General features: G+C 67.6%; 13 protein-coding genes. 6 read left to right on the top strand and 7 right to left on the bottom strand.

The window, feature by feature from the left end; genetic code table 11:
• Positions 1-153: 153 nt before the first annotated feature.
• Both ASG12_RS06630 and ASG12_RS22220 read left to right on the top strand, forming a co-directional pair.
• A complete protein-coding gene (locus ASG12_RS06630) occupies positions 154-2,664 on the top strand; it encodes a molybdopterin-dependent oxidoreductase (protein WP_055786592.1) in 2,511 nt (836 codons plus the stop codon).
• A gap of 6 nt (positions 2,665-2,670) precedes the next feature.
• Positions 2,671-2,805, top strand: coding sequence for a hypothetical protein (locus tag ASG12_RS22220; RefSeq protein WP_268810426.1), 135 nt, complete (start codon positions 2,671-2,673; stop codon positions 2,803-2,805).
• Between the two features lie 236 nt (positions 2,806-3,041).
• Here ASG12_RS22220 and ASG12_RS06625 read toward each other — a convergent pair whose 3' ends face one another.
• The 3 genes from ASG12_RS06625 to ASG12_RS06615 are packed head-to-tail and all read right to left on the bottom strand — an operon-like array spanning position 3,042 to position 5,895.
• Positions 3,042-3,782 (bottom strand): SDR family oxidoreductase, encoded by a 741-nt coding sequence (locus ASG12_RS06625; protein ID WP_055787844.1) that lies wholly within the window; start codon positions 3,780-3,782, stop codon positions 3,042-3,044.
• Between the two features lie 8 nt (positions 3,783-3,790).
• On the bottom strand, positions 3,791-4,639 hold the full coding sequence (locus tag ASG12_RS06620; protein ID WP_055786589.1) for an SDR family NAD(P)-dependent oxidoreductase: 849 nt from the start codon (positions 4,637-4,639) through the stop codon (positions 3,791-3,793).
• On the bottom strand, positions 4,636-5,895 hold the full coding sequence (locus tag ASG12_RS06615) for an acyl-CoA dehydrogenase family protein (RefSeq protein ID WP_055787842.1): 1,260 nt from the start codon (positions 5,893-5,895) through the stop codon (positions 4,636-4,638). Before ASG12_RS06615 ends, ASG12_RS06620 begins: the two co-directional genes overlap by 4 nt.
• Positions 5,896-5,959: 64 nt before the next feature.
• Between ASG12_RS06615 and ASG12_RS06610 the strand changes: the two genes are divergently transcribed.
• Positions 5,960-6,544 (top strand): TetR/AcrR family transcriptional regulator, encoded by a 585-nt coding sequence (locus tag ASG12_RS06610; protein ID WP_055786586.1) that lies wholly within the window; start codon positions 5,960-5,962, stop codon positions 6,542-6,544.
• On the opposite strand, the gene ASG12_RS06605 is transcribed toward ASG12_RS06610, so the two are convergent.
• The 4 genes from ASG12_RS06605 to ASG12_RS06590 form a co-directional block, all read right to left on the bottom strand.
• Positions 6,511-7,230 (bottom strand): GAF and ANTAR domain-containing protein, encoded by a 720-nt coding sequence (locus ASG12_RS06605; protein ID WP_055786583.1) that lies wholly within the window; start codon positions 7,228-7,230, stop codon positions 6,511-6,513. The two genes, ASG12_RS06610 and ASG12_RS06605, sit on opposite strands and share 34 nt — an antisense overlap.
• Before the next feature lie 100 nt (positions 7,231-7,330).
• Entirely contained in the window at positions 7,331-7,780 is a 450-nt protein-coding gene (locus ASG12_RS06600; protein WP_055786581.1) for an SRPBCC family protein, read from the bottom strand.
• A 112-nt stretch (positions 7,781-7,892) separates the two neighbouring features.
• Complete coding sequence (locus ASG12_RS06595) at positions 7,893-8,732, bottom strand: MBL fold metallo-hydrolase (RefSeq protein WP_200932731.1); 840 nt, start codon at positions 8,730-8,732, stop codon at positions 7,893-7,895.
• Between the two features lie 38 nt (positions 8,733-8,770).
• Positions 8,771-9,853: a spore photoproduct lyase family protein gene (locus ASG12_RS06590; RefSeq protein ID WP_055786578.1), complete on the bottom strand. Its 1,083-nt coding sequence runs from the start codon at positions 9,851-9,853 to the stop codon at positions 8,771-8,773.
• Positions 9,854-9,947: 94 nt separating this feature from the next.
• Between ASG12_RS06590 and ASG12_RS06585 the strand changes: the two genes are divergently transcribed.
• The 3 genes from ASG12_RS06585 to ASG12_RS06575 all read left to right on the top strand — a co-directional run bounded on the left by ASG12_RS06585 (position 9,948) and on the right by ASG12_RS06575 (position 13,414).
• Positions 9,948-11,372, top strand: coding sequence for a permease (locus ASG12_RS06585; RefSeq protein WP_156377940.1), 1,425 nt, complete (start codon positions 9,948-9,950; stop codon positions 11,370-11,372).
• Between the two features lie 121 nt (positions 11,373-11,493).
• Positions 11,494-12,384, top strand: coding sequence for an alpha/beta fold hydrolase (locus ASG12_RS06580; RefSeq protein ID WP_055786575.1), 891 nt, complete (start codon positions 11,494-11,496; stop codon positions 12,382-12,384).
• A gap of 40 nt (positions 12,385-12,424) precedes the next feature.
• Positions 12,425-13,414 carry an enoyl-CoA hydratase/isomerase family protein gene (locus tag ASG12_RS06575; RefSeq protein WP_055786572.1) on the top strand — a complete coding sequence of 330 codons (990 nt, stop codon included), beginning with the start codon at positions 12,425-12,427 and terminating at the stop codon, positions 13,412-13,414.
• The last annotated feature ends 30 nt before the right edge of the window (positions 13,415-13,444 follow it).

Genomic DNA, 13,444 nt, shown 5'->3' with positions numbered 1-13,444 from the left:
ACTCCCCAGTTCAATCGATGGTGCACGACACGAACATGGGGCGGCGCACACGGTTTCGCGGAACCACTGTGCAGGCGCACACCGTGCCCGGACCGGCACGATTCCTGTTGCTGAATATGTAATATAGCTTACACATTACAAGGGAGGTCCGACATGGCCGAGAACACTCAGCCGGCCGAGTGGCAGAAGACCGCATGCATTCTGTGCGAATGCAATTGCGGTATCGAGGTCATGCTCAAGGGCAGGGCGCTGACGAAGATCCGCGGCGACAAGGACCATCCCAACTCGCAGGGCTACAGCTGCGAGAAGCCGCTCCGTCTGGATCGCTACCAGAACGGTGCGCATCGCATCGACAGCCCACTGCGCCGCCGCCCGGACGGCACCTTCGAGGAGATCAGCTGGGACACGGCCCTCGACGAGATCGCCGAGCGTCTCGCCGCGGTACGCGACACCCACGGCGGCGAGCGGATCTTCTTCTACGGCGGTGGTGGCCAGGGCAACCACCTGGGCGGGGGATACGGCCGCGCACTGTTCAACGCGGTGGGCGGCAAGTACATGTCGAATGCACTGGCCCAGGAGAAGACCAGCGAGGCCTACGTCGACATGCACCTGTACGGCGGCCACACGTCGGGCGACTTCGAACATTCCGAGGTCGCGGTGTTCATCGGCAAGAACCCGTGGCAGTCGCACGGCATGGCCCGCGCGCGGCCGACGCTCAAGGAGATCGCCCGCGACCCCGAGCGCTCGATCATCGTCATCGATCCACGCAGGAGTGAGACGGCCGCCATGGCCGACCATCACCTCCAGATCAAACCCGGCACCGACGTGTGGTGCCTCGGTGCACTCGACGCCACCCTCGTACAGGAGAACCTGATCGCCTCGGAGTGGCTGGACACCCACGCGGTCGGCGTCGAGGAGGTACTCGAACTGTTCCGCGGCATCGACATCTCCGACTACGCGCGACGGTGCGGCGTGCCCGAAGAGGACATCCGCGCGGCCGCGCGACGCATCGGACGCGCGACGAGTGTTGCGACCTACGAGGACCTGGGCATTCAACAATCACCGAACAGCACCGTCTGCTCGTACCTGCAGAAGATGCTGTGGGTGCTGACCGGCAGCTTCGCCAAACCGGGCGGGATGCACATGCATTCGTGGATCTTCCCGCTCGCCGGGCCGTGGTTCCCGATTGAGCGGAAGAAGCCGGTGCCGTTCTTCCGGGTGCGGCGCGCCGTCGGATTGCAATCGATGCGACACGGTGCCGCCGCGATGCGCGCCGTCCTGTCCCGCCTCGACGGCGAGTCGACCTCGGGACGGCTCGCCGAGAGCATCGCACGGACGACACAGAGGATGTTCTTCGCGTCGGTGTCGGTGGCCGCGGCCGATCCGATCGCCCGCCTCGCGGGAAACATCGAGCAGGAGGGATTCACCCCGGTCACCGGCGCCCGCATCATCGCCGGACTGATCCCGGGCAATTCCATTGCCGACGAGATCCTCACCGATCACCCCGATCGCTTTCGCGCTATGTGGATCGAGTCGTCGAATCCGCTGCACTCGCTGGCGGGTTCGGACCGCTTTCGCCGGGCCATGCGCAGCCTCGATCTCACCGTCGTCGTCGACGTCGCACTGACCGAGACCGCCCAGGCGGCCGATTATGTGCTGCCCGCCGCGAGCCAGTTCGAGAAGTACGAGGCATCACTGTTCACTCTGCATTTCCCGCACAACACGTTCCAGATGCGTCGGCCGCTGATGCCGCCGATGCCGGGCACGCGGCCGGAGCCCGAGATCTACGCCGCGGTGATCGACCGGCTGCACCTTGTGGACCCCACGATCATCGAATCGCTCACGGCGGCAGCTCGGGTGGGGCGGTCGGCATTCGGCCTGGCCCTGTTCGCGACCATCGAACAGAAGCCCGAGCTCGCCGGGCTGCTGCCCTACATCGTCTACCGCACCCTGGGTGCGACGTTGGCGCCCGGCGACGAAGCGCAGTCGCTGATCTGGAGTTTCGCGCAGCTCGCGACCATCGCCCAACCCGACGCCGCGCGGCGTGCAGGTTTCACCGACGACGGCAACGGACAGGGCGATCAGCTGTTCGAGGCGATCCGCGACCGCCCGCAAGGCGTGGTGTTCACCGAGGACAGATACTCCGACGCGTGGGACTACATCCGCCACGAGGACAGGAAGTTTCACCTCGCGATCCCGGAGCTCATCGAGGAGATCCGTCTGCTCGACACCGAGGAGCCCTGCTACACGAGCGCCGAGTTCCCGTTCATCCTGTCGGCAGGAGAACGGCGAGCGTTCACGGCCAACGTGATCATCCGGGACCCCGAATGGCGACGACGCGACAAGGGCGGCGCACTGCGCATGAACCCGCAGGACGCGGCCGGGCTCGCTGTCGACGACGGCGGCCTCGTGCGTTTGACCACGGAGAGCGGTAGTGCCACGACCACTGTGGAGATCAGCGAGATGATGCAGCCCGGACATGTGTCGCTGCCCAACGGCATGGGCGTGACGTACCCGGGCGAGAACGGCGACACCGTGGTCGGGGTGCCGCTCAACACCTTGACCACGGTCACCCGGCGCGACAAGTTCTTCGGGAACCCATGGCACAAGAACGTGCCGGTCCGCATCGAGCTGGTCGATGCGACGGGCGGGCCCGACAGTTAGGTACTGATGTCCGCCGAGAAACCGCCGATTGTCCTGCTGCACGGGGTGGGAATCTCGGGAGCCGTGCGCGACATCGCCGCGCACACAGATCGGATGACCCACGGTGAAGCCGTCTCCGCCATGCGTGATCTCGTCGACTGACCCGCGGCCGGCGACCTGTTGACCGCAACCGAGCAGGTGTCCCCGATGACGACGATGTCCTGCCTCATCACCCTTGCTGGGCCGAGAGGGACCATCTGCTTCCACCGGCGGTCAACGGTGCCGTGACACGAGAGCGACTGCCCGACGCCCGCTTTCGCAGCCTGCCGACGGTGACGGTGCGCCGGGTGCTCGGTCTCGTCAGAGCCGAGGGTGTCCGGGAGTCCCTCAAAGGGGGGTCACACCATCCGGCGCACCACCGACAGCGGGAGCACCTTCAGGGCCATCGACACCGGTAGCCACGGCCACGTCGGGACATACGCCTTGTGGGACCGCTTCTCGATGGCCGACACCATGGCCTTCACGCCGGTCTCGGTGTCGACCATCAGCTTCGTCTCCTGCTCCACGTGGTCGTTCATCTCCGAGCGGATGTAGCCGGGGTAGATCACCGACACGTCGACGCCGCGGATGTTCTCCGACCGCACGCCCTCGGCGATGGCCGCGACACCCGCTTTGGTCGCGGCGTAGGTGGTCATCGCCTTGCGCATCCCGCGAAGGGCAGACACCGACGAGATCATCACCAGATGTCCGTGCCCCTGCGCGCGGAACAGCTCGAGGGCGGCCTCGGTCTGGGAAAGCGCACCGACGAAGTTGGTCATCGCGGTGCGACGGTTCGCGTGCTGCTTGCCCGTGCCCAGTGCCGCCCCCGATCCCGATCCGGCGTTGACGATCACACGATCGATGCCGCCGAGCCGCTCGGCGAGGTCACCGAACACGGTGAACACCGCCTCGTCGTCGGTGACATCCAGTGCGGCGATCTCGATCCGACGGCCCGGGTGGGCGGCGAGGATCTCCGTGCGCAGGTCCTCGAGCCGGTCGGTGCGACGCGCGCACAGCGCGAGATCGTGGCCGAGCGCGGCGAACTGGCGGGCCATCTCCGCACCGAGACCCGAACTGGCGCCGGTGATGAGCGTGGTCATCGACGAGCTCACGGTGTCTTCTCCCCCTTCTCGGCAGCGGCGGGTGCCGATGCGGTGGCGCTGTGGATGCGTCGGGACATGCCCAGCATCTGGCGAGTGAAGAGCGGGCGCGCGAATCGCTTCGCGAAGAACGCTTTCCGACCCGCGCGGTCGGTGAGGATCACCGGTCGTCGGGCGTCGACGCCGGCGATCACCGCATCGGCCACCTCGTCGGCACCGGTGTCGGAGCGATCGATGAGGCGGGCCGCGATCTGGTCGAGCATGCCGTCACTGCCCGACAGCGACGACGACAGGTTGGTGCGGAAGAACGACGGGCACACCACCGAGGTGGTGATCCCCCACGGCTCGAGTTCGAACGACAAGGTCTCGCTGAGCGCGACCACCCCCGCCTTCACCACGTTGTACGAGGCCATCGCCGGCGGGTGCACGAGACCCGCCATCGACGCGATGTTGACGATCTGGCCTGCAGGCGAACCCTTCTGGGCTGCATCCCTGTGGGCCTGGTCCTTGAGCACGGGGACGAAGGTCTGGCACCCGCGGACCACGCCGAGCAGGTTGATGTCGATGATGCGGCGCCACTCCTCGAGGGTCACCACGTCGATACGCCCGCCCGCGGCGATCCCGGCGTTGTTCACGACGATGTCGACACCGCCCCAGGTGGCCATCACGTGATCGCGGGCGTCGGCCCAGTCGTCGGCGTCGACCACGTCGAGACGCCGATAGGTGGTGCCCTCCGGACCCGAGTACTCCTCGGCGAGGTCGGTGACGAGGACCCGATCGCCGCGGGCGGCGAAGCTCTCCACCAGGGCTGCACCCAGCCCGGAGGCGCCTCCGGTGACGATGACGCGCCGGCTCATCGCTTCACCCCGTACGAACCCAGCTCGATGCGGGCGACCATGCCGAGGTGCACCTCGTCGGGACCGTCGGCGAGCCGCAGGGCACGGGCGTTCGTCCATGCCGCGGCAAGAGGAAAGTCGTCGGACAGGCCTGCGCCGCCGTGCATCTGTATCGCGAAGTCGATGACCTCCTGCGCCATCCGCGGCGCGGCAACCTTGATCTGGGCGACCTCGCTCAGTGCGTTCGACGGACCGCCGGTGTCGAGTTTGTGTGCGGCATCGAGGATGAGCAGACGAGTGGAGTTGATCGCGATGCGCGCCTGGGCGATCCGCTCGCGGTTGCCACCGAGGTTCACGATCGGTTTTCCGAAGGCGAGCCGCTCGCTGCCCCGACGACACGCCAGTTCCAACGCCTTCTCGGCGAGACCGACGACCCGCATCGCGTGGTGCACGCGCCCGGGACCGAGGCGTCCCTGGGCGATCTCGAACGCCTGCCCCGGACCGGAGATGAAGTTCTCCCGGGGCACACGGACGTCGGTGAAGGTGACCTCACCGTGGCCGCCGGGCTCGTCGAAGAAGCCCATCGTCGGCAGCATCCGCGCCACCTCGACGCCCGGTGTGTTGCGCGGCACCAGCACCATCGAGTGCCGGTGGTGTCGATCGGCGTCGGGCGCAGTGAGACCCATGACGATGAGGATCTCGCATTCCGGGCTGCCCACGCCGGTCGACCACCACTTGCGGCCGTTGAGGATGATGTCCTCGCCGTCGGCAATGGCGGTGAGTTCCATGTTCGTGGCGTCGCTCGAGGCGACATCGGGCTCGGTCATGCAGAAGGCGCTGCGGATCCGGCCTTCGAGCAACGGGTCGAGCCACTCCTCGCGCTGCGCATCGGTGCCGTAGCGCAGCAACACCTCCATGTTGCCGGTGTCGGGGGCGTTGCAGTTGAACACCTGCGGGGCGAGGGACGACCGACCCATGGCCTCGGCGACCGGCGCGTAGTCGATGTTGCTCAGTCCCACGCCGCCGTCGGTGCCGTACTTCTCCGCGTAGTGCATCTCGTGGCCGGCGGGCAGGAAGAGGTTCCACAATCCCTCGGCGCGCGCCTTCGTCTGCAACTCGCCCATCAGCGGCAGGGGCTGCCACGGGTCGCCACGACCGTTGCGGAGACGGGCGATCTCGCGGTGATGATCGTGCTCCACGGGCTCGATGTGGGTCTCGATGAAAGAGCGGACACGATCGCGGAGATCGGTGGCCCGTGGTGAGTGGCTGAGGTCCATGGGTTGCACAGTAGCGAGTTGTTGAGCGATGCTCAATAGCGTGTCGACACCTCCACGGAGCCGGATGTCCCCCGAGGACCGCCGCCGTCAACTGCTCGGGCTGGGTCTCCGCATGCTCGTCGAACGACCGATCCACGAACTGTCGATCGACGCGGTCGCGGCCGAGGCGGGAATCTCACGCGGACTGCTGTTCCACTACTTCCCCAGCAAGAGCGCGTACTACGACGCCGTCATCGAGGCCGCCACCCGTCGTGTTCTCCGCAACACCGCGCCCGATTCTGGCGCCACCGCCGACGAGGCACCGACGCAGTTCGTGCGACGGTTCCTCGAACAGATCCAGCGCCGCCGCGACTTCTACCTCGCGCTGGTCTACGGCACGGCCTCGGTCGCCCTCGGCGGAGACCGCGTGGTGAGCCTGCGACTCACCTTCGCGCGACAGATCGCCGAGTCGATCGGCGCACCCGATGCCGAGATCCCGCTGATCCACGCCTGGACGGCCTACGTGGAGGACCGGGCCCTGCAGTGGTCGGATCCCGATCGCACCGATCGCGTCGTGATCGACGACGAGGTAGCCCACTGTGTCGCCGCGTTGACCGCTCTGCGGGGCATCGCCACTCAGGAGCGGGACGACTCCTCACGGGCGGGATGATCGGTCTCGACCAGTTGGCGGGCGAGCTCGGCGAGTTTGACGTTGCCGTCCTGGGACAGTCGACGCAGCAGTTCGAACGCCTGCACGGCGTCGATGCCGAAGCGCTCCATGATCATGCCCTTGGCCTGGCCGATGATGTCGCGACTGGCCAGCGCGCTGGTGAACTGGCTCTTGCGCTCCCGCGCCATCCACGCGTTGGCGACGTGGGCCGCGTACACCAGGCCGATCTCCTCCACGTCGGTGCCGAAGTTGTCGGGGGTGCGGGAGTACAGCGTGAGCGTCCCCAACTTCTCGTCGGCGGTGTAGAGCCGGAACGACAGAATGGACCGGAACGGCACCGCGTTGCGGGCGTCGGCGGCGTAGCCGGGCCAGCGGTCGTCCTCCCAGAGGTCGTCGATGCGGACCACGGCCTCGTCCCACGCCGCGGCCAGGCAAGGGCCCTCACCGTGCGCGGTCTGGATCTCGTTGTGCCGCGTCGCCAGCGGATCGGTGGAGAACTCCGTGGTCAGCGCGTGGCGCCCGTGCGTGATGGAGATGCTCGCGGCCTCGGCCCCGGGCACGTGGTCGATGGCCCCACCGACGACGTCGCCGAGAACCGCCTCCGCCGGCCGATCGTCCGCCGCGTGCAGACGCCGAGCGAGCTCGGCGATCGCCACGTGCACGTTCGTTGTCGTGTCCTCGCTCATCCCACATCCTCTGTCGGTACAGCTCACTGCAGCGAACTGTATCGACCGGCACCGGTCGGGGTGTGCGCATCCCACCGTTGGGCCGGGTGGGTCTCGCCGATCACCCCTTCTCGGCACCGGCCAATCCGTTGAGCACCTCGGTGAGCTGCTTCTCGGTGTCGACACCGACCTTCTCGAAGACCAGCTTCATCGCGGGGGCGCCGATCTTGGCGATCCCCTGCAGCTCGATCTCGTTGGTGTAGGTGACCTCACTGCCACTGCCGTCCGGGTGGACGGTGATGGTCTCGGTAGAGGTGGCGGTGTCGTTGGTGCCGACCAACACGATGGTGTCGTCGGTGAGAGTCGTCAGCTCGTACGTCAATTCGGTACTCACACCGGCGATCTTGGACTCGTTGTGCCAGTTCGACCCGACGCGGATCGGACCGTCGTCGTTGCGGGTGCAGGTCTGGGTGCCGGGATCCCACTCCGGCGCGTTGCCGAAGTCGGACAGGTACTCGACGACGCGGGCGGGCGGGGCGGTGACGGAAAAGGTACGTGAAACCGTGGGCATGGTGCACTCCGATGAGAGGTGGGTCGGCGATCAGCCGATCGCCGGGAGCGGGCTGATTCGCTGAACCCACCGGTGGACCACCATCCACAGTACCGATGCGACCCTGGCGGCCTCAGGAGCCGACGAGGTCGATCGTCTCGTACGCGTCCTGGAACCGGACCTCACGAGCGGTGCCCTCGGTCCGGCGGGTGAGCAGATCCCGGCTGCGCGCGAACCGATCGACGAAGAAGGGCAGCGGGCGCATCGGACGGTCGAGTGACCGACCGAAGTTGTCCCAGTGCACAGGGACGATCAAAGACGGGTCGGTCGCGTCGACGACGTGACGCCAGTAGTCGTCCTGGAATTGCGTTGTCTGCGCGCCCAATCCGCCGATCCCGAGATACAGGGTGTCGACGTCGAGTCCATCGAAGGCATGGGGCACGAAGTTCGCACTCGGATGGATCAGCACCGTGTGGTCGGGGTGGGTGACGAGGAACGAGTAGCAGGCGCCGGTCCGGTAGTCCTTCGCGCGACACGGCGGCGTCAGCGGATCGCTGATGACACCGGGCGCGAAGTCGCCGGGACTGTGCTCCCCCACGAAGACCCGGACGACGAAGTCACCCATCGCGATCTCGTCGCCTCCGTCGATCACCCGCATCGAATCTTCGTCGAGCCCCCACCCGCGGCCGACGTTCATGGTCGATTCCGAGCCGTACATCGTTGCGCCGGTGCGGCGGGCGACCTCGGGTGCGTCCATCGCGTGATCGAGATGCGAATGCGCCACCAGGACCGCGTCAAGGGTGTCGATGTGTGCGCGGGTGAGGGTGTCGGCGATCCGCGTCAGATCCGGGGACACGCGACCGAACCGCACGCGCAGCAGCGGCGGTCGCGAGAAGAACCCGTCGGTGAGCAGAGACGTGGTGCCGTCGGTCAGCAGGATCGACGATGTCCCGAAATAGGTTGCCTGCAGCACGGTCGCGCTCCTGCCGTCGCGGGGCGGCGCGCCCCGGTTCACGTCCAGTAGAGCAGGTGCGCCGCGGGCAGCGCCGCCTCGAGCTCCCGGGTGAACCACGCCTTCATCTCCGACATCGTCTCGCGGGGGTAGACGTATTTCGCGCCGCCGAACTTCGTGCGCTTGACCGTTCGGAGGTCTTCGTCCATCTCCAGTTTCGTACCGGGGTACCAGCTCAGGAGGACGTCCTTGCTCGACGCGGTGAACCGGTGGGTGATGATCTCGGCGGTGAGGTCGAGGTCGTCCACGTCGCCGACGGCATCGGCGACGTCGGCGAGCAGGCGGGCGTACTGCTCACGCCATCCGGGGATGGGCATGATCGGCGCGATCGTCAGTCCCACCCGATACCCGGCCTGCGCGAGCCGTCGGAGGGCATCGATGCGCGCGGGCATCCGCGCCGTGCCGCCCTCGAATCGGTGCGCGATGTCGTCGGCGTTGACCGACAACCGCACTCGGGTGCGCCGACGGTGATCGAGCGCGACGAGGTCGGCGACGTCGTCGAACTTCGTGGTGAACCGCACCGACACGCCGTCGCCGTACTCCCCCGCCCCCACGCGCGTGATGGCCTCGGCCAGCGAGCCGGTCACGTGCTCGATCCCCAGGGGATCGGTGTAGCAGGACAGTTCGAAGGTCGTGCCCTCGTGGCCGCGCTCGGCCGTGCCCGAGGTGATGCTGCCGCGACCGGCGTGAGTACCGATGCCGGCCAGCACCTCGTCGAGGTTGGCGAAGACCCGGGTGACAGGCGGTCCGGAGAGCGAACCCGCCAGATAGCAGTACTGACAGTGCGCCGGGCACCCCTTCGCGAGGTCGATCCGCCAGTCGGCGCTCGGAGGGATGGGTTGGGGCCGAAGCACACTCGGCGGCGCGACGACCACGGCCAGGGTCTTCTTCGCGATCGCGTACGTCTCGCGTTCGGACTGACCGCGCAGGCCGGTCAGCCGGTCGCCGGACAACACGTCGATGTCGGACACACCCGCGGCCTCGCACCGCCGGAGTATCGCGGCGGTGTGGGGCAGTTCGGAGGCCGAACGGGTCACGACGACGCGCGACGGGGTCCAGATCCGAGTGGGGGTCACGAGCATCTCGCAGTCCTCAACGCCGGTCGGCAGTGGATCCTTCCTGGTAGGAAACGCCGACTGCCACGCCCATGACCGATTCGGGGGATATCGTCCTCGCGTGCAGAACACCCTCACCGGCTCGACACCGCGGCCTGAGCTGCGGCGAATGCCCCCTGTCGCCACCCTTACGGCGACGGCGGGCCTGATCGTCTCGCTGGTCGTCGGGGTGACGGTCGAGACATCCACACTGTGGGGGTTCGCACCCATCGTGCTCTACGGACTCCTCGCCGCACTGGGGATGCCGATCCTGCGGGCGACCGTGGTCTCGGTCGTCTCGGGGCTGCTCATCCTCCTGCCCGGGGCTCGGACGGCGCTCGACATGGCCGGCGAGGCCGCCACCGATCAGGTGACCGTCATCGGTGTCGTGATCCTGCTCGGCGGGGCACTCGCGGAGATCCTCCGCGCGACCGGCGCAGCGGCGACCATCGTCACCGCCGCCATGCGCTTCGTCGGCACCTCGAACACCACCGCCGTCGCGGCGGGGATCATGGTGACGTGCCTGCTCCTGGTGGGCGCGCTGGGAACACTCGCCGGCGCACTCGCGGTCGCGGTCCCCGTGCTGCTGCCGATCGCGGCGCGGGCCGGACTGACACGATCGGCCACCGCATCGGCGATATTCATCGGCGGCTGTGCGGGTTTCGCGGTCGCGCCCTTCGCGTCCGGCAACATCGCGATCATGGGCGCCGCCGACATCGGGTACCTCGGCTATCTGCTCCACGGCGGCGGCCCGCTCGCTGTGGTGTCCCTCGTCGTCGGGATGCTCGTGGTGCCGTGGATGCAACGACGCACCCGTGACCTCGACGACCTCTACGCACCCGAGGAACTCGTCGCGACACCCACCGACGACGACGCCCCGACCGACCGTCGCGCGCGACGGGCTGCGGTCGCGTTCACCGTCACCCTCGCCGCTGTCCTCGTCGCGACCCTCACCACGGCGGGCATCGTGTTGCCGATCGTCGCGCTCCCCCTCATGGCCGTGGCCACCGCTCTCGGGGGCGGCATGTCGCCGAGGGCGTTCGCCGCGAGCGCGGTCCGGGGTGCGTCCGCCCTCGCGTGGCTGTTCGTCCTGTTCTTCCTCCTCGCCGTGCTGTTCACCGCGATCGCCCGCATCAACCCGTTCTCGGTGGTGCTGGGTTCCTACGGCACCGACATCGCGCACCTGTCACCGTTCCTGCTCGCGATGACCGTCGCCCTCATCGGCTGGGTCGGCATCCCGGGCGCCTCGGCCGCGCAGGTCGTGTTGGTGGACAAGGTGTTCGGCGAGCTGGCCGCCGCCGCGGGTATCGGCGCGGGGGTCTGGGTGGTGGTGCTGCTCTTCTCGTCGAAGGCCGACACCTACGGTCCCCTGCCCAACGTGAACATGCTGGGGGTGATGGGACTGTGCCGGTCGGCGAACGTCCGGAACATCCTGATCACCGGCTGGGCGGTGCTCGTACCCGCCGTCATCCTCTACACCGCGTTGATCTGGTTCGGCACCATGTGACGCTGCGGTTCTTGTGGCCCGTCACTGAACCGGGCCGGTAGTACACAGATCTGTTTACACGCGGCGTTCCGTGCGCTACGTTCGGCGGGTACACCGATCTGTTTACTCGAGGAGACCCGCCATGACCGGCCACGCATCCCACGACAACCGCTCCGGATCACCGTCTGCGCCCAGCCCGGGATCATCGTGGCGCGTGGTCCCGACCCGCACGATCGCCGTCGGCGACACCGAGTTCGCGTACCGCAGCTACGGGCACCCCGGCGGAGTGCCGGTGGTGTTCCTGCATCACCTCGCCGCGAACCTGGACAACTGGGATCCGCGCGTCGTCGATGGCATCGCCGCGGGCCATCACGTCATCGCATTCGACAACCGCGGCGTCGGCGCATCCGGGGGAACCACTCCCGACACCATCGAGGCCATGGCAGCCGATGCGATCGCATTCATCGACGCGATGGGGCTCACCGAGGTCGACCTTCTCGGCTTCTCGATGGGCGGTTTCGTCGCCCAGGTGATCCTCGCGAGGCGACCGGAACTGATCCGCCGCGTCATCCTCGCGGGCACCGGACCCGCCGGGGGCGTCGGGATCGACAAGGTGACCCGGGTGTCCTACAGCGACTCGATCAAAGCCGTGTTGACGGGCAAGGACCCCAAGCAGAACCTCTTCTTCACCCGCACCGCGAACGGAAAGACCCAGGCGAAGGCGTTCATCACGCGTCTGAAGGAACGCACCGAGAACCGGGACAAGGCCGTCACGGTGCGGACGTTCCGCACCCAGCTGCGCGCGATCCACACATGGGGCACGCAGACGCCCGCCGACCTCGGCACCATCACGCACCCGGTGCTGGTGGCCAACGGCGACGACGACCGGATGGTGCCGACCAGCAACTCCCACGATCTCGCGCATCGCCTCCCCAACGCGACCCTCCGGATCTATCACGACGCGGGACACGGCGGGATCTTCCAGGAACACCGCCAGTTCGTGGCGACCGCGGTCGAGTTCCTCGACTCCTGACCGAGCAACGCCGCAATCCCCCTTCGAACAGGAAGAAGTGATGAACCAGAAATCCAGGCAGGCGCCCGCACACGCGGCAGCACCCCAGGGACGCATCATCGTCGAGGGAGACAGTGGAGTCCTCGTGGCCCGCATCGACGGTGGCCCCAACGCCCTGTTCGACGCGGCGCTCACCAGAGAACTCAAGAAGCTCGTCGATCGTGCCGACAAAGATCCCGACATTCGCGCGGTCGTCTTCACCAGTACGCATCCCGATCGCTTCCTGAGCCACTCCGACGTCGCCTGGCTCCAGAAGGGCGGCACCGGGTTCCCGCCGATCAACACCCGCCTCGCGCGGCTCGCGGCAGGTTCTGCCCGGCTGATCAACCGGCTGCCGGGCATCAGGACGCTGGCGTCGATGACTCGTCTCGAGACGCTGCTACAGCTCGACAGTTTTCACGCGACGTTCCTCAAGATGAACGCGAGCGGGACCATCTTCGTCGCGGCGATCAACGGTTCCGCCCTCGCCGTCGGCGCAGAACTCGCCTGGGCCTGCGACATCCGCATCATGGCCGATGGCGACCATGTCATCGGTTTGTCCGAGGTGCTGCTCGCGCTCACACCGGGCGGAGGAGGTTCGCAACGTCTACCGCGTCTGATCGGTCGGCAGCAGGCACTGATCGCCATCCTCGAGGGCCGGGCCTTCACGCCGGCCGAGGCGCTCGAACTCGGCGCGGTCGACGAGGTCGTCCCGCAGAGCGAGGTGGTGGCGCGCGGTGTCGAACGCGCCGAATACCTGAGCCGACGGGCAAAGAAGTCGCTGGGAGCCATCAAGCGGTCGCTGTACTTCGGCAGCACGCTGTCGCTCGAACAGGGCCTGCAGTTCGAGCACGCCGAGTTCCTGGTGCGCGACCAGTCGAAGGTGGCCCAGAAGCGGATGCTCGAGTACATCGACGCCAGCAACGCGACCGGCGAGCTCCCGCTGTTGAACAAGGAGACCTACGCCCAGGCACTGCGCGACGGCCGCATCGGCGGTTCGTACGGCGAGTAGGCGTGACCGAGAGATACTGCACCGCACTGT

The organism is Williamsia sp. Leaf354, from assembly GCF_001424365.1.
GTDB lineage: Bacteria > Actinomycetota > Actinomycetes > Mycobacteriales > Mycobacteriaceae > Williamsia_A.
Note: the sequence above shows the minus strand (reverse complement) of the source record. Positions and strands in the feature narration are given on the sequence as shown.